Source organism: Lentzea terrae (genome assembly GCF_003265345.1).
Classification (GTDB): Bacteria; Actinomycetota; Actinomycetes; order Mycobacteriales; family Pseudonocardiaceae; genus Lentzea; species Lentzea terrae.
Genome location: NZ_QFWW01000001.1, coordinates 672,604 through 697,565 on the forward strand (window position 1 = coordinate 672,604; position 24,962 = coordinate 697,565).

The 24,962-nt window shown below is 69.5% G+C and carries 23 protein-coding genes; 5 read left to right on the forward strand and 18 right to left on the reverse strand.

Going from position 1 to position 24,962, the window contains the following annotated elements; all coding sequences use genetic code 11:
• Nucleotides 1-45: 45 nt before the first annotated feature.
• Complete coding sequence (locus tag DI276_RS03050; RefSeq protein WP_112261668.1) at nt 46-1,362, reverse strand: S8 family peptidase; 1,317 nt, start codon at nt 1,360-1,362, stop codon at nt 46-48.
• Nucleotides 1,363-1,471: 109 nt separating this feature from the next.
• On the opposite strand from DI276_RS03050, the gene DI276_RS49710 reads away from it, so the two are divergent.
• The 3 genes from DI276_RS49710 to DI276_RS03070 all read left to right on the forward strand — a co-directional run bounded on the left by DI276_RS49710 (nt 1,472) and on the right by DI276_RS03070 (nt 5,336).
• Complete coding sequence (locus DI276_RS49710; protein WP_157984487.1) at nt 1,472-2,215, forward strand: calcium-binding protein; 744 nt, start codon at nt 1,472-1,474, stop codon at nt 2,213-2,215.
• A 37-nt stretch (nt 2,216-2,252) separates the two neighbouring features.
• Nucleotides 2,253-4,778 (forward strand): BTAD domain-containing putative transcriptional regulator, encoded by a 2,526-nt coding sequence (locus DI276_RS03065; protein ID WP_112261671.1) that lies wholly within the window; start codon nt 2,253-2,255, stop codon nt 4,776-4,778.
• Nucleotides 4,779-4,844: 66 nt separating this feature from the next.
• Complete coding sequence (locus DI276_RS03070; protein WP_112261672.1) at nt 4,845-5,336, forward strand: hypothetical protein; 492 nt, start codon at nt 4,845-4,847, stop codon at nt 5,334-5,336.
• Here the strand turns inward: DI276_RS03070 and DI276_RS03075 are convergent.
• The 13 genes from DI276_RS03075 to pyrR form a co-directional block, all read right to left on the reverse strand.
• A complete protein-coding gene (locus tag DI276_RS03075) occupies nt 5,326-8,217 on the reverse strand; it encodes a hypothetical protein (RefSeq protein ID WP_112261673.1) in 2,892 nt (963 codons plus the stop codon). The genes DI276_RS03070 and DI276_RS03075 overlap by 11 nt on opposite strands.
• Before the next feature lie 85 nt (nt 8,218-8,302).
• Nucleotides 8,303-9,505 (reverse strand): methionine adenosyltransferase, encoded by a 1,203-nt coding sequence (metK, locus tag DI276_RS03080; RefSeq protein ID WP_198680419.1) that lies wholly within the window; start codon nt 9,503-9,505, stop codon nt 8,303-8,305.
• A 37-nt stretch (nt 9,506-9,542) separates the two neighbouring features.
• Nucleotides 9,543-10,796 (reverse strand): bifunctional phosphopantothenoylcysteine decarboxylase/phosphopantothenate--cysteine ligase CoaBC, encoded by a 1,254-nt coding sequence (gene coaBC, locus DI276_RS03085; RefSeq protein ID WP_232836409.1) that lies wholly within the window; start codon nt 10,794-10,796, stop codon nt 9,543-9,545.
• On the reverse strand, nt 10,793-11,071 hold the full coding sequence (rpoZ, locus tag DI276_RS03090; protein WP_045313812.1) for a DNA-directed RNA polymerase subunit omega: 279 nt from the start codon (nt 11,069-11,071) through the stop codon (nt 10,793-10,795). Before rpoZ ends, coaBC begins: the two co-directional genes overlap by 4 nt.
• Nucleotides 11,072-11,074: 3 nt before the next feature.
• A complete protein-coding gene (gene gmk / locus DI276_RS03095; RefSeq protein WP_112261674.1) occupies nt 11,075-11,671 on the reverse strand; it encodes a guanylate kinase in 597 nt (198 codons plus the stop codon).
• Entirely contained in the window at nt 11,668-11,985 is a 318-nt protein-coding gene (gene mihF, locus DI276_RS03100) for an integration host factor, actinobacterial type (protein WP_030471603.1), read from the reverse strand. The genes gmk and mihF overlap by 4 nt, the downstream gene beginning before the upstream one ends.
• A gap of 295 nt (nt 11,986-12,280) precedes the next feature.
• Entirely contained in the window at nt 12,281-13,096 is an 816-nt protein-coding gene (gene pyrF, locus DI276_RS03105) for an orotidine-5'-phosphate decarboxylase (protein ID WP_112261769.1), read from the reverse strand.
• Between the two features lie 5 nt (nt 13,097-13,101).
• Nucleotides 13,102-16,404 carry a carbamoyl-phosphate synthase large subunit gene (gene carB / locus DI276_RS03110; RefSeq protein ID WP_112261675.1) on the reverse strand — a complete coding sequence of 1,101 codons (3,303 nt, stop codon included), beginning with the start codon at nt 16,402-16,404 and terminating at the stop codon, nt 13,102-13,104.
• Nucleotides 16,404-17,516 (reverse strand): glutamine-hydrolyzing carbamoyl-phosphate synthase small subunit, encoded by a 1,113-nt coding sequence (gene carA / locus DI276_RS03115; RefSeq protein WP_198680420.1) that lies wholly within the window; start codon nt 17,514-17,516, stop codon nt 16,404-16,406. Before carA ends, carB begins: the two co-directional genes overlap by 1 nt.
• Nucleotides 17,513-18,001: a PH-like domain-containing protein gene (locus DI276_RS03120; protein ID WP_112261677.1), complete on the reverse strand. Its 489-nt coding sequence runs from the start codon at nt 17,999-18,001 to the stop codon at nt 17,513-17,515. The genes carA and DI276_RS03120 overlap by 4 nt, the downstream gene beginning before the upstream one ends.
• Entirely contained in the window at nt 17,998-19,281 is a 1,284-nt protein-coding gene (locus tag DI276_RS03125; RefSeq protein WP_112261678.1) for a dihydroorotase, read from the reverse strand. Before DI276_RS03125 ends, DI276_RS03120 begins: the two co-directional genes overlap by 4 nt.
• A 73-nt stretch (nt 19,282-19,354) precedes the next feature.
• Nucleotides 19,355-20,287 carry an aspartate carbamoyltransferase catalytic subunit gene (locus DI276_RS03130; protein WP_112261679.1) on the reverse strand — a complete coding sequence of 311 codons (933 nt, stop codon included), beginning with the start codon at nt 20,285-20,287 and terminating at the stop codon, nt 19,355-19,357.
• Nucleotides 20,284-20,856 (reverse strand): bifunctional pyr operon transcriptional regulator/uracil phosphoribosyltransferase PyrR, encoded by a 573-nt coding sequence (gene pyrR / locus DI276_RS03135; RefSeq protein ID WP_112261680.1) that lies wholly within the window; start codon nt 20,854-20,856, stop codon nt 20,284-20,286. The genes DI276_RS03130 and pyrR overlap by 4 nt, the downstream gene beginning before the upstream one ends.
• 256 nt (nt 20,857-21,112) lie before the next feature.
• On the opposite strand from pyrR, the gene bldD reads away from it, so the two are divergent.
• On the forward strand, nt 21,113-21,601 hold the full coding sequence (gene bldD, locus DI276_RS03140) for a transcriptional regulator BldD (protein ID WP_030471611.1): 489 nt from the start codon (nt 21,113-21,115) through the stop codon (nt 21,599-21,601).
• Nucleotides 21,602-21,815: 214 nt separating this feature from the next.
• Here the strand turns inward: bldD and DI276_RS03145 are convergent, their stop codons facing one another.
• Nucleotides 21,816-22,625, reverse strand: coding sequence for a sigma-70 family RNA polymerase sigma factor (locus tag DI276_RS03145; protein WP_112261681.1), 810 nt, complete (start codon nt 22,623-22,625; stop codon nt 21,816-21,818).
• Between the two features lie 111 nt (nt 22,626-22,736).
• On the opposite strand from DI276_RS03145, the gene DI276_RS03150 reads away from it, so the two are divergent.
• Nucleotides 22,737-23,309, forward strand: a complete 573-nt coding sequence (locus DI276_RS03150) for an HD domain-containing protein (RefSeq protein ID WP_269814220.1) — start codon at nt 22,737-22,739, stop codon at nt 23,307-23,309.
• Here the strand turns inward: DI276_RS03150 and DI276_RS03155 are convergent.
• From DI276_RS03155 to DI276_RS03165, 3 genes are read right to left on the reverse strand one after another with little or no spacing between them, the layout of a single operon-like run.
• The gene (locus DI276_RS03155) at nt 23,306-23,836 is read right to left on the reverse strand and encodes a cysteine dioxygenase family protein (RefSeq protein ID WP_112261683.1); all 531 of its coding nucleotides are present in this window, start codon (nt 23,834-23,836) and stop codon (nt 23,306-23,308) included. The genes DI276_RS03150 and DI276_RS03155 overlap by 4 nt on opposite strands.
• A gap of 34 nt (nt 23,837-23,870) precedes the next feature.
• Nucleotides 23,871-24,266 carry a hypothetical protein gene (locus tag DI276_RS03160; RefSeq protein WP_112261684.1) on the reverse strand — a complete coding sequence of 132 codons (396 nt, stop codon included), beginning with the start codon at nt 24,264-24,266 and terminating at the stop codon, nt 23,871-23,873.
• Nucleotides 24,263-24,700 (reverse strand): SRPBCC family protein, encoded by a 438-nt coding sequence (locus tag DI276_RS03165; RefSeq protein ID WP_157984489.1) that lies wholly within the window; start codon nt 24,698-24,700, stop codon nt 24,263-24,265. The genes DI276_RS03160 and DI276_RS03165 overlap by 4 nt, the downstream gene beginning before the upstream one ends.
• Between the last annotated feature and the right edge of the window lie 262 nt (nt 24,701-24,962).

Sequence of the window (24,962 nt, forward strand, 5' to 3'; positions counted from 1 at the left end):
ATGAACAAAGGCCCCGAATGCACCGGGGCCCTGTTCACAATCACATCATGCTGCGGCGATCGCAGCAGCCACGCTGGACCGAGCGTCCAGCAGGCCCTTGCCGCACTGGGCGGCGGCCGGCAGTGGCTTTGCCTTCAGGTGCACCAACACCTGCGCGGGCGTCAGCAGCGGCTTGCCGTGCTGCACCCGTGCGTGCTGCATGAGTGCCACGACACCGGCGACGTGCGGAGTCGCCATGCTCGTGCCCTGGTAGAACTTGTACGTCGACCCGGCCGGGATCGTCGCACCGTTGTTCATCGTCGACAGCACACCGTTCGCCACCACCGGCGAGGTCTCGCCACCTGGCGCGCAGATCTCGAGCAGGGCGCCGAAGTTGGAGTACGAGGCGCGGTTGGCCTGCCGGTCGGTGGCACCCACGGTGATCACGCCGGCGCAGTTCGCCGGAGTGGTGCCGGCCGCGTTGGCCGCGTCGTTGCCCGCAGCCACGACGACGGTCGCGCCGTGTGCGTTGCGGGCGATGTTGATCGCGTTCTGCAACGTCGCCGGGCACGACGCCGACGCGCCGCCGAGTGACAGGTTCAGCGTCTTCGCCGGGTTCGGGTTCGCCGGAACGCCCGCGACAGCGCCACCAGCCGCCCACACGATGGCCGCCGCGATGTCCGCCAAAGAGCCGCCGCACGTACCGAGCACGCGCACCGGAACGACCTTGGCCAACGGCGCGACACCCGTGCCACCGATGGCGTTGTTGCGCAACGCCGCCACGGTGCCGCCGACGTGCAGCCCGTGCCAACTCGACGGCCGCGCAACACCGCACTGGCCGCTGGTCCAGTCGCCCTGGTCCATCGGGTTGGCGTCCCGGCCGTTGCCGTCGTTGGCGGTCACGGCGTTGCTGATGAAGTCGTAGCCACCGACGTAGTTCGCGGTCAGGTCCGGGTGCCAGGTGCGGCCGGTGTCGAGCACCGCGACCCGCTGACCCGCCCCGGAAGGGCCGTTGTCCCACGCCGGTGACAGACCGATACCGCCCGGTGACTCCCAGTAGTGCCATTGCTGCGGCCACAGCGGGTCGTTCGGCACGGCCGTTGCCTGCAGGATGATGTTCGGCTCGGCGTACTCGACGTCATCGCGCGCCATCAGCACCCGGATCGACTCCGCGGCGTCACGCGAAGCGAGCACCTCAGCACCGTCCGTGGCCTCCGCGACGACACGTGATCGCGACTTCTCCAGCGCGTCGGAGCGCGACGCGCCCTCCCGGAACTTGACGATGATCTCCTGCTCGGGTTCCTCCTGCGCCGCCGCCGTGCTCAGCGGCAACACGGAGAACGCCATCACGGCGCCGAGCAGGGCTGCCATGCCCGTTCTCATGATCTCCCCTTCCAACGAACTGACGGCGAGAAGGAGAAACCGGCGCGGTTGTGGCCCGGATGCGAGCGCCACAACCGATCCACAACAGCACCCGCGTACTCACGTGCACATGCTTCAGCTCGTACTCGCCGCCGCATTGGCCGCATCAGGAACCGCCGCCGCACCAGAACCCGCGACCACCGCGCGGGTCGAGGCCGGCAGGCTCGTCATCACCGGGGCGCCGGCGCGCGCCAGCCAGATCCACGTCTCCGGCACCACCATCAGCGATGCCGGCACGATGCGGGCCGGGACCGGGTGCACGCGCCTGTCGGCCTCACGCGTCCAGTGCGCGCAGGCCCAGAAGATCGTCATCTACCTGGGCGACCGCAACGACACGGTGTTCTACGACAGCGCGGTGCCCACCGAACAACACGGCGGCGACGGCAACGACTCACTGCATGGCGGCGATGGCGCGGACACGCTCCAGGGCGGCGACGGCGACGACATCATGAGCGGCGGCTACGGCCCGGACCACCTGTACGGCGGCGATGGCGACGACGTGCTGGACGAGCCGTCCAGCGACACGGGCGGCAACGTCCTGCAGGGCGGCTACGGCAACGACAAGATCGACGGCCCGAAGCCGAACATGCGCGACAGCGTGGACTTCAGCGACCACATCGAGGGCATGACGATCGACCTCGCGGCGGGCACGGCGTCCAGACCGGGCGAGCTCGACGAGATCAAGAACGTTCAGGACGTCCGCGGCACCGCCGGCGACGACACGCTGAGCGGCAACGTCTGGCCCAACCGCATGACGGGTCTCGGCGGCGTCGACACCTGCACGGCAGGTCCGGGAGACGTCTGCGTGCAGTGAGATGTATCAGGGGCCTGGGTGAGCACTCCGCTGGTGCGTGGAGCCAACAGATGTGCGCCTGCTCGGGCCCCTCGAAGTCACCGGGCCAGGCGGCGTGCTGCGCCTCGCCGGCACGCGCCAGCGCTCCCTCCTGGCGCTGCTGGCGTTGCGCGCACCCTCGGTGCTTCCCGCAGCGCACCTGATCGACGCGTTGTGGGGCACCGAGCCTCCACCAACGGCGCTACGCACGCTCCACAGCCATATCGCGCGCGTCCGTGGCGCCCTGTCCGCCATCGGTCTCCAGGACGTCCTCATCACCACCACCGCCGGCTATGCGCTGCGGATCGATCCAACGCACGTGGACGTCACCCGCTTCGATCGCGCGCCCTCACCCCGTGCGGCGCTGGCGTTGTGGCGCGGCGACCCGCTCGCGGACTGCGACGTCTTCGAGTGGGCGTCCGCCGAGATCACCCGCCTGCACGAAGCCCGCTTGTCGGCTGAGGAAGCGCTGGCACAGCAGGAGATCAGCCGGGGCGCCTGCGGAACGGCGGCGGCCGCACTGGAACGGCTCGTGGTCAGCCATCCGCTCAGAGAACGCTTCTGGGAACTGCTCGCCGACGCACAACTACGTGGCGGCCGACGCGCGGACGCGTTGAGCACGGTCCGACGTGCCCGCCACGTGCTCGTCGAAGAGCTCGGCGTCGATCCCGGACCAGCCCTGCGCGCGATCGAAGCCGAGGCGCTGACGTGTCCGCCGCCCGATGCCGGCTCCGCTCTCATCGGACGGCAGCGCGAAGCCCAGGACGTGGTGCGACTGCTGGAAAAGGCGCGGCTCGTCACGCTCACCGGCCCGGCCGGCTGCGGCAAGTCGCGGCTGGCCCGGCACGTGACCCCGTCGTCCACAGTGGTCGATCTGACGTCCGCGAACTGCGTCGAGGACGCGGTGGCGGCCGCGTTCGGCATCACCGCACGAGAACTCGGCACGCTCGGAAACACCTTGCTGGTGCTGGACAACTGCGAACACCTCAGAGCGAGATGCGCGGCGTTCGCCGAAAAGCATCCACGGCTGCGCGTGCTCGCCACGAGCCGCGAACCTCTCAACGTCCCCGGCGAAACCGTCTACGCGATCCCGCCGCTCGCCGTCCCCGACCCGGACGTGCCGCGCTCTCTCACCGAACTTGCCGCGTACGACGCGGTCCGGCTCTTCCTGGACCGCGCCGCCCACACCTACACCGACGCGGACGCCCCGGCGATCGCCCAGCTCTGCGCCGCTCTCGACGGCCTGCCGCTCGCGTTGGAACTCGCCGCCGCCCGCACCTCCGTCCTCACCCCGGCGCAGATCGTGCGCCGGTTGCGCGACCGGTTCGGCCTCCTCGGACCGCTGCGCGCCGCCATCGCGTGGAGCCACGACCTGCTGACCTCGTCGGAACGCACGCTGTTCGCCGACCTCGCAGTGTGCGCGGGCGGGTTCCCGGCCGACCTGGTCGAGGCACTCTCCGGCACGCTGGACGCCCTCACCGGCCTCGTCGCGAAATCGCTCGTGCGCGTCTCCCGCGTCGCCGGCGAAACCCGGTTCTCGATGCTGGAAACGGTCCACGCGTTCGCCCTGGAACAGCACTCCGACGCCCAGGCCCGCGCCGCCGGCTTCTTCCTGCGCCTGGCCGAACGCGCCGAAGCCGACCCGACCGGCACGCTGCTCACCGAGCTCCGGGTCGAACACGCCAACCTGCAACGCACGATGGACTGGTTCACCTCGACCGGCGACCAGGACAAGGTGCTGCGCCTGGTGGTCGCCCTCAACCGCTACTGGCACCGCACCGGCAACTACCGCGAGGGCCGGCAGTGGCTGACCGTCGCGCTGCGCGGCTCAGGACCGTTGCGCGGCAAGGCGTTGGCGTCGGCGGCCGCCCTGGCGCTGCTCGAATGCGACTACGCGGTGGCGGTCCGCTACGCCCGCGACGGCCTGGAAGCCGACCCGGCACTGGCCGGACGGCTGCACCGGCTGCTCGGCTCGGTCGCCCGCGAACGCGGCCACTACGAAGCGGCACTGCACCACTACCAGGAAGCGGCGCGCGCCTCGGACCCCTTGAACGCCGCCTACGCCAGACAACTCGGCGGCGCCACGTCCTGGCTCGCGGGCGACTTCGACGTCGCCGAGGCCGACCTTCAGGCATCACTGAAGTCACTGCGCGACCTGGGTGACCGGCGTGGCGCCACGTCGTCGCTCGCCTACCTCGGGGCCGTCGCGTGGTACCGGGGCGAGGCGGCACGGGCCAGGGAACTGCTGGACGAAGCGCTGGACACCTTCGGCGAGCTGGAGTTCAAGGAGGGCATCGCCTGGGCGCTCAACCTGCTCGGCGTCGTCGAACAGGGCACCGGCAACCCCGCGGCGGCCCGCTCGTTGCTGGCCCGCAGTCTCACCCTGCACCGCGAGCTGGGCGACCGCTGGCGGGAGGCGAGCGTGCTGGAGGCACTGGCTCACTCGACCCGACAACCTCGGCTGCTGGCCGAGGCGGCGACGATCCGGGCCATGATCGGAGCGCCGGTGCCGACCGTCGAACGGGACATGGCGCGCTCCGGTTAGCGTTCGGGCAACGCTCGGTTGTGACCCTTCTGTCGGTAAGCACAACACAGACGAGGGGAACCAACGATGAAACTGCGAATCGCTGTTGCCGCGCTCGCCATCGGCCTGTGCACCGCCGGTGTCGCCTCAGCCGACGAGGTGCCGCCGGAGTTCCAGAACAGACCGACGATCGCGGACTGCTACAACGCCGTGCCCACGCAATGGGCCGTTCCCGGCATGCCCACCTTCGGCGGCCCCGGTCCGGACGTGATCGTCGGCACCAACGGGCCGGACGTCATCTTCGGTCTCGGCGACAACGACATCATCCTCGGCTACGCCGGCGAGGACGAGATCCACGGTGGTGCCGGCAACGACCTGATCTGCGCGGGCTGGCACGACGACAAGGTCCAGGGCGGCGCCGGCCACGACACCGTTTACGGCGAACCCGGCGTCGACAAGATGCGTGGCGGCGACGGGGCGGACCTGTTGTCCGGCGATCAGAACGCCCCCGATGAGGGCGACGGCGAGGCCGGAGTCAACTTCTGCCCGGCGTCCACGGAAGTCCAGGTCAACTGCTGACCGTCTGCCGCAACAGGATCTCCGTGGCACGGTCGGGGCGAACCCCGAGCTGCCGCAACGCGTCCAGTACGCGCGCACGGGTCTCCACGGTCCTTTGTGGATTCCGTGCGCGCAGTGCTGCGGCGAGCGCGAGCCGGTGACCGCGCGGCTCGAACGGTTCCAATGCCAACGCGCAGTCGGCGAACCGCCACGCCTCGACCGGATCCGCCGTGACGAGCCGGAGTTCGCCCAGTGCCAACAGGTTGTGGACGTGCCGCGCCCTGATCCGGGCGATCTCCGGCTCGCACAGGTCGGCCAGGTCCGGCAGCGGCTCACCCCGCCACAGCGCCACGGCCTCGCTCAGCAGCTCAGCGTCGCCGAGCTCGTGGAACGACCAGAGGTCCACGGCCAGCATCCCGCCGCGCACCAGCCGAATCGTGTCGCCGTCAGCGCGCAGGCAGTAGCTGGCCTCGCCGCCCGCGCGGTCCGGTTCGAGCAACCGCCGGAGATGCGTCATGGTCACCCGCAGGTTCCGTGCGGCACTGGCCGGATCCAGTTCGGGCCACAGCAAATCCATCGCCTGCTCCCGGCCCAGCACCGGGCGCAGCACCAGCAAGCCGAGCAGCTGACGGACCCGCACGCGCCGCAACTCCGGTGCCTGCACCGCGACGCCGTTGCGAGTCACGCGCATCGGCCCGATGACTTCGATCCCGAGCGGATGATCCGGCGGCGTGGGCACGGTGGCGAGCAACCGGGCGGCACCGGCGGCGAGGTCCGGGTCGCGTGCGAGCTCCCGGAACTGGCGGTGCACAACGGGTCCGACGCGGTCCGCCAGCCAGCTGCCCAGCTTCGTCGCGCCGGTCGCCGCCAGCCTGATGGCCAGTTCGGCCGACCACGGCAACGGGAGGAAGCAGAGCGCGTGCGCTGCGGGCAGGTCCGTGCGGAGATTTCCTTGCCTGGCTTGGACCAACGCGCGTCCCGCCGCGCGCGCCTTCCGGTGGGACGGGCCCAGATCGGTGCTGTCCCACCGTTCTCTCAGCTCGTCGCTGAGCACATAGCCCAGCGCGAGGAACCGGCGCAGGTGCCGTTCGGCGACCTTGATCTCAGCAGGCCACCGGGCCAGATGCTGTTTGTAGATGCGGCGAGCCAGGTCTTCCTCGCCGCGCGTGACGGCGATCGCGGCGTGGGCGGCGCACGCCAGCACGGCGTCGCGCGGGTTGTCTTGTGCTGCAAGCAACTCGGTCGTGGCCTCACCGAACGACGCCGCGATGACGGTGTGCAGAGCGCGCGCCACGAACTCGTCGCGCGCCGTGTCGTTCGTGTTCTCTTGTTGGAACTCAACGGGTTCGCCGTCGAACCAGCGCGCTGCCGTGGCGTGCCGGCGCGCGAGGTCGTCGTCCAGCATGCGTTCGGCGAGCTCGGCCGCTTCCTGCCCACGTCCGCACATCGCCAGGCAGTGCACGTGGAACCGCGTGGTCGACACGGCGAACGCTTTGGGCACTTCGTCCGTGGGCGCCTGGGAGAGGTGCACGAGCGCCCCCTCCGGATCTCCGCCGAGCTCCGCGACCACCGCGGCGGAGCTGTGCTTGAGCAGGCGCAGGACGGGCGAGGACGCGTCCAGCCGGTGCGCCCGGTGCGCGACTTCGGCCAGCCGGACGAGATCGCCCCTGGAGTGCGCGGTGATGACGGCCTGCCCGAGCGCGACCGCTGCCCCGTCGTGGTCACCGGCGTCGAGCAGCCCCGCGCAGGCCCGGTCGACCAGGCAGTCGATGGACGGATCGGTGAAGTCCCGCGCATGCCTCACCGCAGCCCTGAGCAGCAGGAACGCCGGTTCGTCCGTGAGGTGTGCCGGAACTTCCGTCAGCCATCGCTGGGCAGTCGCGCAGGGCAGCACGGACAACGTGGTCCGCACCAGCTCGACCGCGAGGGTCGCGAGCAGGCCCCAGTCGCGGGCCCGGCACGCCACCCGGCCGGCTCCGGCCAGTTCTCCGCGTGCCGCCAGCACCGCGACCGCTCTGACCCGCAGGTGGTCCGTGGGCACCAGTTCCGCCCACAGGTCGTGCGCGCGGTATCTCCCGTCATCGAGGCGGTTCACCAGCGGAACCGACCGCGCGAGGTACTCCAGCCGTGCGGGCGCCCCGGCGACAGTGCTGGCCTCTTCCTCTGTCGCACACCCGAGCGCCACCAACACGGCCAGCGCGCTGCGCACCGGCTCGGCGAGCCCCTGGAGCACCTCTTCCGCCGCATACCGCCACGACGCGGCGGGTCCGGCGGTGAGGGACAGCCTGACCAGGGCGGGCCAGCCGTGCAGATCCTCCGTCAGCTCGCGGCCGAACCTTCTCGCCAGCGCCGCCGTCTCGGCGTCGGTGAAGGCGAGGTCGGCGGTCCCGATCGCGGCCACCTCGCCCGCCGCTTCCCGGCGCGCCAGCGGGACATCCGGCGCGCATCGGCCGGACAGGACCAGGTGCGCGGTGTCCGGCAACGCCCTGGCGATCGCGCTCAGCAGTTCCGCGCCCGGCGATCCGTCCGGAACCTCGTGCACGTCGTCGAGCAGGAGGCACACGTCGAGCGGGGCTCGGTGGCGCAGTGCGGCGAGGACTTCCGGTGCGCCGGGCTCCGGACCGTGCCGGGTGGCGAGGGCGTCCAGGATCGCGGCGGCGAGTTTGCCCGCGTCCTCGTGGCCGGGACCGCACGTCACCCAGGCGTCGATGCCGCACGGGTCGAGCAGGTTCGCCCGGACCGCCTGGGCCAGCGCGGTGGTCTTGCCGAAGCCGGCCCCCGCGACGACCAGCGTGACGGGACGCGACCAGCGTTGCCGCAGGCGGTCGACGACCCGCAGTCGCGGCAGCTCGACATCCAGCGGCCGCGGCACCGCGTGCAGTCCTGTCGTGTCGTCCCCCACTCGGTGCGGAGATCCGAGGCCTGCCCGAAATACGCGAAACGGCCCGCCTCCCCGGAAGGGACGCGGGCCGTTCGAGCGGTGCTGGTCAGGCGCCGGCGGCGGTGCGCAGGGCCTCCGCGCGGTCCGTCGACTCCCACGGCAGAGCGACGTCGGTGCGGCCGAAGTGGCCGTACGCGGCGGTCGGGGCGTAGATCGGGCGCAGCAGGTCGAGGTCGCGGATGATCGCGGCCGGGCGGAGGTCGAACACCTCGTTGATCGCCTGCTGGATCTTCTGCGGGTCGACGGTCTCGGTGCCGAAGGTCTCGACGAACAGACCGACCGGCGCCGCCTTGCCGATCGCGTAGGCGACCTGGACCTCGACGCGGCTGGCGAGACCCGCCGCGACGGTGTTCTTGGCGACCCAGCGCATGGCGTACGCGGCCGAGCGGTCGACCTTCGACGGGTCCTTGCCGGAGAACGCGCCACCACCGTGGCGGGCCATGCCGCCGTAGGTGTCGACGATGATCTTGCGGCCGGTCAGGCCCGCGTCACCCATGGGGCCACCGATGACGAAGCGGCCGGTCGGGTTGGTCAGCAGGCGCACGTCGGCGGTGTCCAGCGACAGTTCGGCGAGCTCGGGCTCCACCACGTGCTTGCGCAGGTCGACGCCGAGCATGTTGTCGAGGTCGATGCCGTCGGCGTGCTGCGTCGAGATGACGACCGTGTCGAGGCGCACGGGCTGGTCGCCCGCGTACTCGATGGTGACCTGGGTCTTGCCGTCCGGGCGCAGGTACGGCACGGTGCCGTCCTTGCGGACCGCGGTCAGGCGGCGCGAGAGGCGGTGCGCGAGCGCGATCGGCAGCGGCATGAGCTCGGGCGTGTCGGTGCACGCGTAGCCGAACATCAGGCCCTGGTCGCCGGCGCCCTGCTTGTCGATCTCGTCGACCGCGCCCTCGACGCGGTTCTCGAACGCCGTGTCGACACCCTGGGCGATGTCCGGGGACTGCGACCCGATGGCGACGTTCACTCCGCACGAGTGGCCGTCGAAGCCCTTCTGGGACGAGTCGTAGCCGATCTCCAGGATCTTGTCGCGCACGATCGTGGGGATGTCGGCGTACGCCTCGGTGGTGACCTCACCCGCGACGTGCACCTGCCCCGTGGTGACCAGCGTCTCCACCGCGACGCGGGACCGGGGGTCCTTCGCGAGCAGCGCGTCGAGAATCGAGTCGCTGATCGCGTCGCAGATCTTGTCCGGATGCCCCTCGGTCACCGACTCACTGGTGAACAGCCTGCTGCTGTGCTGGCTCACGGACACTCCTTCTTCGCGGGTTGGACTATGGAAAAGTCTACTGAGAGCGGGTCAAGCGGGCGGTAACCGTGTCCCACACCGCGGACGCCACTTGTGTTTTCGATCCATGAGGGATAAGCGTTTCATCGCCCTCCCTCGACAACAGCCAGCCGGCGTTGTCCTCCTGCTCGAAGACCAGGCCGGCGCCGACCGCGTTCACGACCAGGAGGTCGCAGCCCTTGCGCTGCAGCTTCGCCCTGCCGTAGTCGAGCACCGAGGTCGTCTCGTCACCGGTCTCCGCGGCGAACCCGACGATCAGCTGACCGTTCCGACGTGCGGAAACGAGCTCCACGAGGATGTCGGGGTTCTTCGTCAGCTCGATCGGGTCCGGGTCGGCGGAAGTCTTCTTGATCTTGTGCCCGGTGAGCGACTTCGGCCGGAAGTCGGCCACCGCGGCGGCCATCACGACCACGTCCGCGTCGGCGGCGACCTTGTGCATGGCGTCGCGCAGCTCCACCGCGGAGCCGACCCTGACCAGGTCGACGCCGGCGGGAGTGGCGAGATCGGCGGTGTTGCCCGCGACCAGGGTCACCCTGGCGCCGCGCTGAGCCGCGACCCTGGCGAGCGCATAGCCCTGCTTGCCGGACGAGCGGTTGCCGATGAACCGGACCGGGTCGAGAGGTTCGCGCGTACCGCCGGCGGAGATCGCGACGTGCACGCCCTCCAGTGTCCGCTGCAGGGCGTCCGGGCGCACCAGCAGCAACCGGGCCAGCTCGACGATCTCGGCGGGGTCCGGCAGACGGCCCTTGCCGGTGTCCTTGCCGGTCAGCCGGCCGCTCGCCGGTTCGGCGACGACGACACCGCGACTGCGCAGCAGCTGCACGTTGTGCTGGGTGGCCGGGTGCTCCCACATCTCGGTGTGCATCGCCGGGACCAGCAGCACCGGGCAGCGCGCGGTCAGCAGGGTGTTCGTCAGCAGGTCGTCCGCGAGGCCGTGCGCGGCCTTCGCGATGATGTTCGCGGTCGCCGGGGCGACCACGACGAGGTCGGCGTTCTGCCCGAGCTTGACGTGCGGGACCTCGTGCACGTCGTCGAACGGGTCGGCGGTCACGACCTGGCCGGACAGCGCCTCGAACGTGGCGGCTCCCACGAACTTCAGCGCGCCCTCGGTGGGGATGACCCGCACGGAGTGACCGGACTCGGTGAGCCGCCGCAGGACCTCACAGGCCTTGTACGCGGCGATGCCCCCGCCAACACCCAGAACGATCCTGGGCTTCGCGGGGGCATCTGAAGCGTCGGTCGACGCGCTCACTCGCCCTCGGTGTGCTCGAGAAGACCAGCGTGAATCTCGCGCAGTGCGATCGACAGCGGCTTCTCACGCGGGCCCGGCTCGACGAGCGGGCCGACGTACTCGAGCAGGCCCTCGCCGAGCTGCGCGTAGTAGTCGTTGATCTGGCGGGCACGCTTCGCTGCGTAGATCACCAACGCGTACTTCGAGCTCACCTGCTCCAGCAGGTCGTCGATCGGCGGGTTGGTGATGCCCTCCGGGGAACCGGTCAGGTGACCGAGCTCGGTGTGGGTGATCACTCGTCAATCTCCTGAAATTCGTGGTCCGACCATCAAGGATAGCAAGTCGGCCGCGGCCGACTGCACGTCGGCGTTCACGACGACCTCGTCGAACTCCTTCTCGGCCGCCAGCTCCTCGCGGGCGATCTCGAGCCGGCGTTCCACGACGTCCGGATGTTCGGTGCCCCTGCCGGTCAGCCGGTCGACCAGATGCTCCCAGGACGGGGGCATCAGCATGACCAGCTGGGCGTCGGGCATTGCCACGCGGACCTGCCGCGCGCCCTGCAGCTCGATCTCCAGCAGGGCGGGGCGGCCGGCGGCCAGAGCTTCCTCAACGGGCTTGCGGGGGGTTCCGTAGCAGTTGCCGGCGAACTCCGCGTGTTCGAGGAACTCACCGGCGGCGATCATCTGCTGGAACTTCTCGCGGTCGACGAAGTGGTAGTGCACTCCGTCGACCTCGCCCGGCCTCGGCTTCCTGGTGGTCGCCGAGACGGAGAAGTAGACATCGGGTTGCTGCCTGCGCAGCTCCGCCAGGACGCTGGACTTGCCAACGCCCGACGGCCCGGACAAGACGGTGAGGCGAGAACGGGCAGAACCCGTTCCCGCCTCGGTGCCAATCACTCTCCGCTGAACTCGGAGAGCAGGGCCTTGCGCTGACGGTCACCGAGACCGCGCAGGCGACGGCTGGGAGCGATCTCGAGGCGCTCCATGATCTGCTGCGCGCGCACCTTGCCGACGCCCGGCAGGGCCTCGAGCAGCGCGGACACCTTCATCTTGCCCAGGACCTCGTCGCTCTCGGCGGCCTTGAGCACGTCCGTCAGGGTCGTGCCGCCGCGCTTGAGGCGCTCCTTGAGCTCAGCCCGAGCGCGACGAGCGGCAGCAGCCTTCTCCAGCGCTGCGGCTCGCTGCTCCTCGGTAAGCTGGGGAAGAGCCACGATTTCCTCCGTGGTGTGGATTCTTTTCGGATCGGTGCCGCGACCGTACCGACCGCAATTGCCTGGGGACAACGTGACCCAGTCAGGTAAATCTTCAGCGGCCATGAGTGATGCGGCGGGTGGTAGTAGTACCAACACCCTCCGGCGGCCTGATCACTGCCTCCGGCGACTCGTCCCACACGTTACGTGTGCTATGAGGCCGGTGACCAGCGGGGCAGCCGGTGGGCTGGACCCTACCAACACATGTTTCCCCAGGTGAGCGCGCCACACCCCAAAAGTTGTGGCGCGCCCCTCCTCAGAGGCTCTCCTGAACGCTCCGCATGGCCCTGACCAGCGACGATACGTCTGGCCCATGCCGGAGAACATCTCGTGAAGAAGTCGGAAAGACGTTGCGCATGTCGGGCCCGAAGAGCCGTTTTAGATCAGCCACCGAGCCTCCCTGAGCACCGAAACCGGGGGCGAGGATCGGGCCGTTGAACCCCGCGAGGTCCACATCCGTTTCCCCGATCGTGGCACCCACGACGAGCCCAACATCGCCGCACGGAGAAATGCCGGAATTCCGAGCGGTCGCGAAATCGATGATCGTCTGCGCCACGGTTCGCCCGTCCGGAGCAACGGTCCGCTGGACCTCGGCACCCTCCGGGTTGGACGTCAGCGCCAGCACGAAGACGCCCCGGCCGGTCGCCCGCGCCGTGTCCAGGGCGGGCTGCAGCGACCCGAACCCGAGGAACGGTGACAGCGTCACCGCGTCCCCGGCCAGCGGCGATCCGTCGCCGAGGTACGCCTCGGCGTAGGCAGCCATGGTCGAGCCGATGTCGCCGCGCTTGGCGTCCACGAGCACCAGCGTGCCCGAGTCGCGCAGCTCCGAGATCACCCGTTCGAGGACGGCGACCCCACGCGACCCGTGGGCCTCGAAGAACGCCGCCTGCGGCTTCACCATCGACACCTTGCCGCCGAACGCCTCCACGGCCGTGAGAGCGAACCGTTCGAGGCCCTCAGCGGTCCTGGAGAGGCCCCAGGCGTCCAGCAACGACGGGTGCGGGTCGATCCCGACGCACAGAGGTCCGTGCGCCTCAACGGCTTTCGTGAGCCTTTCCCCAAAAGTGGTCACCGACGTCACACGCCCTCCCTCAGCGCGGCCTGGAGCGCCTGCAGCGGCTGGACCCCGATGTCACCGCGGATGAGCGCCTCGATGCCGTGCACGGCCGCGGCGGCGCCCTGGATCGTGGTGACGCACGGGATGTCCTTCGCCACGGCGGCGGTGCGGATCTCGTAGCCGTCCACGCGCGGGCCGCTGTTGCCGTACGGCGTGTTGAAGATCATGTCGATCTCGCCGGCCAGGATCATGTCGACGACGTTGCCGTCGCCCTCGAAGTGCTTGCGCACCTCGGTGCACGGGATCCCGTTGCGCTTCAGCACCTCCGCCGTGCCCGAGGTCGCCAGGATCTGGAACCCGAGGTCCGCGAGGCGCTTGACCGGGAAGATCATCGCGCGCTTGTCGCGGTTCGCGAACGACACGAAGACCTTGCCCGACGTCGGCAGCGAGCCGTAGGAAGCCGTCTGCGACTTCGCGAACGCCTTCCCGAACGACGAGTCGATGCCCATGACCTCGCCGGTGGACTTCATCTCCGGGCCCAGCAACGAGTCCACGCCGTGGCCTTCGGGCGTGCGGAAGCGGTGGAACTGCATGACGGCTTCCTTGACCGCGACCGGCGCGTGCTCGGGCAGCCGGGCACCGTCACCGGTCGCCGGCAGCAGGCCCTCGGCCCGCAGTTCCGCGATCGTGGCGCCGAGCATGACCCGCGACGCCGCCTTGGCCATGGAGACCGCGGTCGCCTTGGACACGAACGGCACCGTGCGCGACGCACGCGGGTTCGCCTCCAGGACGTACAGCACGTCGTCCTTGAGCGCGTACTGGACGTTCAGCAGCCCGCGCACGCCGATGCCACGCGCGATGGCCTCGGTGGACCGGCGCACGTTCTCGATGTCGGAGGCGCCGAGCGTGATCGGCGGCAGCGCGCAGGAGGAGTCGCCGGAGTGCACGCCGGCTTCCTCGATGTGCTCCATCACGCCGCCGATGAACACCTCGTCGCCGTCGCACAGCGCGTCGACGTCGATCTCGATGGCGTCGTCGAGGAACCGGTCGACCAGCACCGGGTGCTCGGGCGTCACCTCGGTCGCGCGGGCGATGTAGCCCGACAGCGACTCCTCGTCGTACACGATCTCCATGCCGCGCCCGCCGAGCACGTAGGACGGCCGCACGAGGACCGGGTAGCCGATCTCGTCCGCGATCTCCTTCGCCTCGTCGAACGACGTGGCCGTGCCGAACTTCGGCGCGGGCAGCCCGGCGTCGGTCAGCACCTTGCCGAACTGGCCGCGGTCCTCGGCGAGGTGGATCGCCTCGGGCGTGGTGCCCACGACCGGCACGCCGGCGTCCGCGAGGCGCTGCGCCAGCCCGAGCGGCGTCTGGCCGCCGAGCTGCACGATCACGCCGGCGACCTCACCGGAGCGCTGCTCGGAGTGCACGACCTCCAGCACGTCCTCGAACGTGAGCGGCTCGAAGTACAGGCGGTCGGACGTGTCGTAGTCGGTCGACACGGTCTCCGGGTTGCAGTTGACCATGACGGTCTCGTACCCGGCCTCACGCAGCGCCATCGCCGCGTGCACGCAGGAGTAGTCGAACTCGATGCCCTGGCCGATGCGGTTCGGACCGGAGCCCAGGATCAGCACCTTCGGCTTCTCCCGCTGCTCGGCCACCTCCGACTCGGCGTTCGGGTCGAGCTCGTACGCCGAGTAGTGGTACGGCGTCTCGGACTTGAACTCCGCCGCGCACGTGTCGACGGTCTTGTAGACCGGCCGCACGCCCAGACGGTGCCGCAGCGTGCGCACGCCGTCCTCACCGGCGAGCTCCGGCCGCAGCACGGAGATCTGCCGGTCGGAGAGACCAGCGCGCTTCGCCTTGCGCAGCAACGGCTCGTCGAGCACCGGGGCGTCGAGAAGCTCCGTGCGCAACGTGCCGAGCCAGGCGATCTGCTCGATGAACCACGGGTCGATCCCCGAGGCCTGGTAGACGTCCTCAATGGACGCACCGAGGCGGAGGGCGCGCTCGACCGTGTACAGGCGGCCGTCATGACCGCGATTCAGTTGTGCCAGGACGGATTCGAGCGTAGTGCCGTCCGGATCGGGCTGCGTCCAGAAACCGACCGATTTCGTTTCCAGCGAACGCAGCGCCTTGCCCAGTGCCTCGACGAAGTTGCGGCCGATCGACATAGCCTCGCCGACCGACTTCATCGTGGTCGTCAGCGTGGGGTCGGCGCCGGGGAACTTCTCGAAGGCGAACCGCGGCGCCTTCACGACCACGTAGTCGAGCGTCGGCTCGAACGACGCCGGCGTCTCCCCCGTGATGTCGTTGGTGATCTCGTCGAGCGTGTAGCCGATGGCGAGCTTCGCGGCGATCTTGGCGATCGGGAAGCCGGTCGCCTTCGACGCCAACGCCGACGACCGCGACACGCGCGGGTTCATCTCGATGACGACCATGCGGCCGTTGTCCGGGTGGATGGCGAACTGGATGTTGCAGCCACCGGTGTCGACACCGACCTCGCGGATGACCTTGATGCCGACGTCGCGCATGTGCTGGTACTCGCGGTCGGTCAGCGTCATCGCGGGCGCGACCGTCACCGAGTCGCCGGTGTGCACGCCCATCGGGTCGATGTTCTCGATCGAGCAGATGACGACCACGTTGTCGTTGCGGTCGCGCATGAGCTCGAGCTCGTACTCCTTCCACCCGAGCACGCTCTCCTCGATGAGCACCTCGGTGACCGGGGACTCCTCCAGGCCGATGGCCGCGAGGCGCTCCAGCTCCTCGGCCGTGTGCGCCATGCCGGAACCCAGACCGCCCATGGTGAACGACGGCCGGATGACGACCGGGAGACCCAGCTCGGCGACGGTCTTGCGGACCTCGTCCATCGACTTGCAGACGGCCGAACGCGGGACGTCGGAGCCGATCTTGCGGACCAGATCCTTGAAGATCTGCCGGTCCTCACCGCGCTGGATGGCGTCGATGTCCGCGCCGATCAGCTCGACGTTGTACTTCTCCAGCACTCCGCGCTCGTGCAGCGCGATGGCCGTGTTCAACGCCGTCTGCCCGCCCAGCGTCGCCAGGATCGCGTCCGGGCGTTCCTGCGCGATGACCTTCTCCACGAACTCGGCCGTGATCGGCTCGATGTAGGTGGCGTCCGCGAACTCCGGGTCCGTCATGATCGTCGCCGGGTTCGAGTTCACCAGGCTGACCCTGATGCCCTCCTCCCGCAGCACCCGGCACGCCTGCGTGCCCGAGTAGTCGAACTCGCACGCCTGACCGATGACGATCGGGCCGGAGCCGATGACGAGAATGTGCTTGAGATCAGTCCTCTTCGGCATCAGCGGGCCTCATTCATCAGCGTCACGAACTCGTCGAACAGGGGCGCCGCGTCGTGCGGTCCGGCGGCGGCCTCTGGGTGGTACTGCACGGAGAACGCCGGCGCGTCGAGCAGCCGGACGCCCTCGACGGTGCCGTCGTTGGGGCAGTAGTGGGAGAGGATCGCCCGGCCGAACTCCGAGGAGAACTCCTCCCCCGGCGTGCCCTCCAGCGCGAACCCGTGGTTCTGCGCGGTGATGGCGACCTTGCCGGTGGCCACGTCGATCACCGGGATGTTGATGCCGCGGTGGCCGTAGCGCATCTTGTACGTCCCGCGGCCGACCGCGCGGCCGAGGATCTGGTTGCCGAAGCAGATGCCGAACAGCGGCAGCTTGCGGCCCAGCGCCTCCTTGGTCAGCGCGATCGCGTGGTCCTGCGTGGCCGGGTCACCCGGACCGTTGCTCAGGAACACCCCGTCCGGGCTGACCGCCAGGATGTCCTCGAACGAGCTGGTCAACGGCAGCACGTGCACCTCGATGCCGCGCGCCGCCATCATCCGCGGGGTGTTCGACTTGATGCCCAGGTCGAGCGCCGCGACCGTGAACTTCTTCTCGCCGATGGCCTCGACCACGTAGGGCTTCGCAGTGGTGACGTCGACCGCGAGGTTCGCGCCGACCATCTGCGCGGAAGCCTTGACCTGCTCGACCATCGACGCGTCGTCGGTCAGTTCGCTGCCGGAGAACACGCCCGCACGCATCGCGCCCTGCTCACGGATGTGACGGGTCAGCGTGCGGGTGTCGAGACCCGCGATGCCGACGACGCCCTGCTTGGCCAGTTCCTCGTCCAGGCCGCGCTTGGACCGCCAGTTCGACGGCGTGCGCGCGGGGTCGCGGACCACGTAGCCGGCGACCCAGATCCTCGACGACTCGTCGTCCTCGTCGTTCCAGCCGGTGTTGCCGATCTGCGGCGCGGTCTGCACCACGATCTGGCGGTGGTAGGACGGGTCGGTCAGGGTTTCCTGGTAGCCGGTCATGGCCGTGGAGAACACGACCTCGCCGAGCGAGACGCCGGTCGCTCCGTACGCCTCACCGCGGAAGACACGACCGTCTTCCAGCACCAATGCCGCGTTCGTCACGCCTTGCCTCCCACTAGAGCTGCTACCCACTCGTCGTAAACGTCTTTGTCATCGCCACGGAAACCCGTGTCGAACAGGTGGCCCTGGTTTTCCCACTGGACCACCAGCAATCCCTCTTCGCTGAACATGACCTTGCCCGCCAGCCCGCGGTCGGTGCGGGCGTCCCGGATGGACTCGGCGGGGATGAAGATCGGCGTCGCGCCGGTGCGGTCGATCGCGATGCCTTCCGGCACCAGGCTCAACGTCGCTTCCGCGCGGTGGCCGATGTCGCCGACCTGGATGCGGTCCTGCCAGTTGCCCGCGTTCGTCGTTCCGATGTAGACGCCAGTGGTCGCGAGCTTCGCCTCGCCGAGCTTTTCGGGTGTGGCGGGGAACGCGGGCAGGTCGGCCTGCTTCGCCTGACGTCGCTTCCAGCCGTGCCACATGCCGTACACGCACAGCGCGAAGAACGCGAAAACCAGCAGGACGAGCAGAATGCGGGTCATTCGGCAATCCTTCCCGCCAACGCGGTGACCCGGCCACGCAAGATGGTCGCCGTCACCGCGCCGGGCAGTTCCATGCCCTCGAACGGGGTGTTGCCCGCGATGCTCGCGAGCTGCGCGCCGTTCACCGTCCACGTCGCGTCCGGGTCGACCAGCACGAGGTTCGCGGGCTCGCCGACCTCGATCGGACGGCCCTGGTCGGTCAGTCCGGCGATCTCCGCGGGCTTCTCGCTCATCACCCGTGCGACGCCGCGCCAGTCCAGCAGGCCGGTCCTGACCATCGTCTCGACGACGATGCTCAGCGCGGTCTGCAGTCCGAGCATGCCCGGCCGGGCCGCCGACCACTCGCAGTCCTTGTCCTGGACCGCGTGCGGGGCGTGGTCCGTGGCGACGCAGTCGATGGTGCCCTCGGCGAGCGCCTGGCGCAGCGCGTCGACGTCCTGTTGCGTGCGCAGCGGCGGGTTGACCTTGTTGACCGGGTCGTAGGTGCTCAGCCGGTCGTCGGTCAGGATCAGGTGGTGCGGGGTGACCTCGGCGCTGACCTTGGTACCGCGCGCCTTCGCCCACTTCAGGACGTCGGCCGTGCCGGTCGTGCTGACGTGGCAGACGTGCAGCTTCGCGTCGACCTGCTGGGCGAGGATGCAGTCGCGGGCGACGATCGACTCCTCGGCGGCGGCCGGCCAGCCCTGCAGGCCGAGCCGGGACGCGTTCTCGCCCTCGTGCGCCTGGGCGCCGACGGTGAGGCGCGGTTCCTCGGCGTGCTGGGCGATCACGGCGTTGAGGGCCTTCGAGTACTCGAGGGCGCGGCGCATGATCAACGGGTCGTGCACGCAGAGGCCGTCGTCGGAGAACACGCGGACGTTGGCCTTGGAGTTCGCCATCGTGCCGAGCTCGGCGAGCTTCTCACCCTTGAGCCCGACGGTGACGGCGCCGACCGGATGGACGTCGACCAGGCCGACCTCCTTGCCGCGGCGGGCGACGTGCTCGACGATCACCGCGTTGTCGGCGACGGGATCGGTGTTGGCCATCGCGAAAACGGCGGTGTAGCCACCGAGCGCGGCTGCTTTCGAGCCCGTCTCGATGGTCTCCGTGTCCTCGCGGCCGGGTTCGCGCAGGTGGGTGTGCAGGTCGACGAAGCCCGGCAGCAGAACAGCGCCGTTGCCTTCGATGACCTCCGCGTTCTCGTCCGTGCCTTCGGCGATCACGCCGTCACGGATCAAGATGTCTTGCGGTTCCCCCTCGCCGTAGGGCCTAACTCCCTTAAGTACCAAGGACTTCTTCACTTTATGATTCCTCGTGAGCTGCGAGTGACCGGCAAGGGCTTCACTGTGTTCGATGGTTCGGTCGCAAGCTCCCTCACGAGGTTTCCTCCTCGTGGGCAAGCAGGTGGTACAGCACGGCCATGCGCACGTGGACACCGTTGCGGACCTGCTCGGTGATGGCGGCCTGCGGGCTGTCGGCGACGACGGAGGCGATCTCCATGCCGCGCAGCATCGGGCCGGGGTGCAGCACGACGGCGTGTTCTGGCAGCAGCTTCAGGCGGCGCTCGTTGAGGCCGTAGGCGATCGAGTACTCGCGCGAGCTCGGGAAGAACCCGCCGGTCATCCGCTCGGCCTGCACGCGCAGCAGCATCACCGCGTCCTGCGAGGCGAGCTCGGAGTCGATCTCGTGCGAGACGGTGACCGGCCACTTCTCCACGCCTGTCGGCAGGAGTGTGGGCGGCGCGACCAGGGTGACCTCGGCGCCGAGCGTGGTCAGCAGGTGCACGTTCGAGCGGGCGACCCGGCTGTGCAGGACGTCGCCGACGATCGCGACGCGGCGGCCGTCCAGGCTGCCGAGGCGGTCGCGGAGGGTGGCGGCGTCGAGCAGTGCCTGGGTCGGGTGCTCGTGCATGCCGTCGCCCGCGTTCACCACGGACGTGCTGGTGTGCTGGAGCCAGCCCGCGAGCCGGTGCGCCGCGCCGGACGCCGGGTGCCGCACGATCACGCAGTCCGCGCCGGCGGCCTGCAGGGTCAGTGCGGTGTCTCGCAGCGACTCGCCCTTGCTGACGCTGGAACCGGAGCTGCTGACGTTGATCACGTCCGCGGACATCCACTTGCCCGCGATCTCGAACGAGACGCGGGTCCTGGTGCTGTTCTCGTAGAACATCGTGATCACGGTGCGTCCGCGCAGCGTCGGCAGCTTGCGGACCTCCCGGCCGAGCAGCGCCTGCTTCAGCCGGTCGGCGGTGTCGAGGATCGCGGTGGCCTGGTCGCGGTCGAGACCGTCGGTGGAGAGCAGGTGCTTCACTTCAGCACCACTCCGTCGCGGCCGTCGAACTCGTCCAGCATGACCACGACGTCCTCGGTCTTGGACGTGGGCAGGTTCTTGCCGACGTAGTCCGCGCGGATCGGCAGCTCCCGGTGACCGCGGTCGACCAGGACGGCGAGCTGCACCGACCGGGGGCGGCCGTGGTCGCGCAGGGCGTCGAGCGCGGCGCGGATGGTGCGGCCGGAGAACAGCACGTCGTCCACCAGCACGACGAGCTTGTCGTCGATGCCGCCCTCCGGCAGCTTCGTCGTCTCCAGCGGCCGGGTCGGGCCACGCCGGAGGTCGTCGCGGTAGAGCGTGATGTCCAGCGTGCCTTCGAGCACGCTCTTGCCGGAAAATTCGGCGATCTTAGCGGCCAGGCGCCGTGCGAGGGGGGCTCCCCGGCTGGGAATACCCATCAAGACGACGTCGGGTGCGCTCGGTGCATCGAGAGCGGTCTTCTCGATGATCTGATGGGCCATTCGGGCGACAGTGCGCGCGACATCACCGGCCGAGAGAATCTCGCGATCCCCGGCCGGATCCGTCGCGCCACGTTGACGTGACGCCACGGCTGGACCTCCTTCCCCGCCTCACTGGACGGGTCCTTAAAGGACGTCGGACACCTGGTGACAACCAGGCTGACCTGCACCGTATCACCTACGGACGGTCAACCATCCGAGTGGTGTCGCACGCGTGGCGCGCGTCTCTCCCTGAGATCAGCTTGACCTGTCGACCACGGCGAGTAATCATTACTCTGCGTATCGATCTAAGCCTCCCCGCAGCACGCCGTACTGCTGACGGGGCGAATGAACGGAGAACCGCCACATGGGCGACTACGCCAAGGCGCTGGGGGCCAAGCTCCGCGCTATCCGCCAGCAGCAGGGCCTGTCCCTGCACGGCGTCGAGCAGAAGTCCGGCGGTCGCTGGAAGGCCGTGGTCGTCGGCTCGTACGAGCGCGGTGACCGCGCGGTGACCGTGCAGAAGCTGGCCGAGCTGGCCGACTTCTACGGGGTTCCCGTAGCCGAGCTCCTCCCCGAGGGCCGCGTGCCGTCGGGTGCCGAGCCGGCCACCAAGATCGTCATCAACCTGGAACGGCTCCAGCAGCTGCCGGTCGAGAAGGTCGGCCCCCTGGCTCGCTACGCCGCGACGATCCAGTCGCAGCGCGGTGACTACAACGGCAAGGTCCTCTCCATCCGCACCGAGGACCTGCGCTCGCTCGCGATCATCTACGACATGACGCCGGGCGAGCTCACCGAGCAGCTCATCGACTGGGGTGTGCTGCCTCCCGAGGCCCGCCCCGCGAAGGAAGACTGAGCGCTCACGCTTTCGGAGCAGTGGCTCCCTCACGTCCTGTTAGTCGCCCTGAGGACGTCGAGGGGGCCACTGCTGCATTCAGGGGGTCGAGCGTCGCGGGCCGAACGGCGCTGGTTGCCGCGAGCCCCGCGGCAACCAGCACAGATCGTGACGTTCGGCTTGCTCACCCCTGGTCATCGCCGCGATGATCCGATCGGACCAGCGGCCACGGCCGTCACGGCACGAGTGCGGCGAGCTGCTGCTTGTCCTGGATGACGTGGATCGCCGCGATCTTGTCGTCGCGCACCGTGAAGGCCATCGCCGAGAACAGCACGCCGTCGACCCACGTGACGAACCCGGCCTCGCCGCCGATGAGGACTTCCCGGATCTCGGCCATCGTCGCGTACTGGCGGAACAGGCTGGCGCGTCCGGCCACGGTCCGTCCGCCGATGACCTCCAGCGCACCCGCCTTGAGGATGACGTCCGGGTGCAGCACCGACACCAGCCCCTCCAGGTCGCCCTCGCGGGAGGCCTTGAGGAACGCGCTCACCACTTCCCGCTGCTTCGGCAGGTCGACGTTCGGCTGCGGCCGGTCCTGCACGCGTTTGCGCGCCCTGCTCGCCAGCTGACGCGTGGCCGTGGGCGTCTTCTCGATCAACGGCGCGATGTCGTCGAACGGCACCGCGAACATGTCGTGCAGCACGAACGCCAGCCGCTCGTCGGGCTTGAGGGTGTCGAGCACGACCAGCATCGCCAGGCCGACCTCGTCCTTGGCGACGGCCTGCTGCTCGGGCTCCTCGCTGGTGTCGATCACCGGGTCCGGCATCTCGAACGCGTGGTCCCGCCGGTCGCGCAACATGTTCAGGCACACCCGCGCGACCACCGTCGTGAGCCAGCCCTGCGGGTTCTCGACGTCACTGGTGTCGGCCCGCTCGACCTTCAGCCAGGCCTCCTGCAGCGCGTCGTCGGCCTCCGCGAACGACCCGAGCATCCGGTGCGCGACGGCGCGCAAGCGTGTGCGCTCCTGCTCGAACTGCGCGATCAAAGCTTTCCCCCTGTGGCCGTGCTTTAAGTTGGAGACCTCGTCCAGTGAAGCAGAAAGGCCACCGCCATCCTCTCAGACTCCAATCCGCTACCGTCCACTCTGGACTCACGGCTGCGCGACCACCTGACGTTCCTGATCGAGGTCGACCAGCTGAAAACCGTGCTGCGCCAATCTCCTCTCGCCGCAGCCGACCGGCGCGAGAACGACGCGGAGCACTCCTGGCACCTCGCGCTGATGGTGATGACGCTGGCTGAGTACGCCGACGAACCGATCGACGTCGGCCACACGATCAAGCTCGTGGTGGTGCACGACCTCGTCGAGATCTACGCGGGCGACACCCCGATCTACGACGCCGAACTGGGCGAGAGCCAGCAGGAACGCGAAGAGGCAGCCGCGGACCGGTTGTTCGGCATCCTGCCGGAGGACGCGGGGCGGAAACTGCGGACGCTGTGGGACGAGTTCGAGGCGCGGCAGACGCCGGAAGCGCGGTTCGCCAAGGCCATGGACCGGCTGCAACCGTTGCTGCTCAACTGGATGGCCAAGGGCGGAACGTGGCGCACGCCCGGTGTGACCGCGGACGCCGTGCGCGGGCGCAAGGCGGTCATCGGTGAGGCCTCGACGACGCTGTGGGAAGCCGCCAGGCACCTGATCGACGAGGGCGAGCGCCGAGGCTGGGCGCGTTAAGGCGTGTGCCACCCGCCGACGAACCACTCCACGTCGCCGGTCTCAGGGTCGTACCTGCGGCGTTCGATGGTGCCGATGTCGGCGCCGTAGACGTGGATGCCGATGGTCGGTTCGTCGGACTCCGCCTCGACCGCGTGCACGTCGTCGTCGGTCGTGCAGCACACGGTGACCTCGCCGCGCCGGAAGACCTGCTCGCCGAGCGGGGTGAGCGGGCCGGGTCCGGTGGGCTTGGCGTAGCGGATCTCACGTTCGGCGCCGGCGTAGATGCCGACGACGCCCCAGGTCTCGTGGCCGTGCACCGGCGTGCGCTGGCCGGGAGCCCAGACGACGACGGCCACGCACCAGTCGGGCGCGATGTGCAGCGGGTAGTTGACGTGGTGGTCGGGCGACGGGCGCGTGAGCTCGGGCGGGAGCCGGTAGCCGCTGTCGAGCAGCGCCGACAGCCGTTCCGCGACCCGCTTGGTGATCTCGTACTGGTCGTCGGTGGTGGCGACGATGTGGTCCACGTCTGCGAGGAAGGTCTGCATGGCATTCAGCGTGAGGGCCGCGCTGGTATGACGTCTAATGCCAATCTCGCGGGCTTTGCATAGACATCTTCGATGCGGCGATGGTGCGTGCGGCGCCGAGGACTGGGCCCAGCGGCAGCGCGAAGCCGGCCCAGTACGCGACCTCGACCGGGAGCAGGGCGAGCGCCAGCCGCTTCCCCGAGCGACGCCCGCGCCACAGCAGGCCGCCGGCGATCACCTCCGCGCCGCACACGGCGGCGAACCCGGCGAGCAGCGGCACGGTGGTCGGCAGGCCGATCTTCTCGAACGGCCCGTTGCCGTAGGTGGGGAAGCCCATGAACTGCCAGATCTCACCGTGCCGTGCGAAGTGCACGGCGCCGTAGGCCGCGGGCAGGCCGAAGCCGAGCCCGGACAGCACCGCGAAGCCCGCTGCCAGCTTGGCGGCGTTCACGGCCTGACCTGCGTTCGTCGCTCCAGCGCCTCCCGTATGCGGATCATGTTCGCCTTCTCCTCACGGCTGATGACCAGCAGGAAGAGCGGGAAGACGAGCCGGAACCAGCCGTGCGGCCGTGGCGCGAACTCGGCGCGGAGCAGCGTGCCTTCCGGGACCGGTTCAAGATGGCAGGTGAAGCTGACCTCGATGGGGCCGCCGTTGTGGGCCGACCAACTGCGCGGGCGGTCGTACCGGGTGAACTCCACCTCGACGAGGGGGCTGGACTTCCACTTGGCGCGGAACCTCGTGCCCACTCCGACCGGACCCTCGGTGATCTTCTCCATCGACTGGCACCCGGGGTTCCACTCGAGCTCGGCGCGGAGGTCGGAGAGGTAGTCGAAGGCCTCTTCGGGGGAACAGCGGATCAGCACGGAGTTGTGCAGGACGACCACGGCGGCCTCCTCTTGCAGTGCCTGAGGATCCACCAGTGAAACGCGGCAGCCGCGTTCCCGCATGATCGAAAACGGCCGCCCGCCCCCGCTGGAGCGAACGGCCGTTTTCGAGGCAACTAGTGGCGTGGCCCAGAACGACGGCCGGGTAATTCACGCTCAGCAGGGCGCCTCGCGCCACCGCCCCCGCGCCCCCATACGTCCAGTATGAAGACGCGGGGGCGGCACCACGATGCACCCGTCTGACCGCGAATTCGCCTGGCAA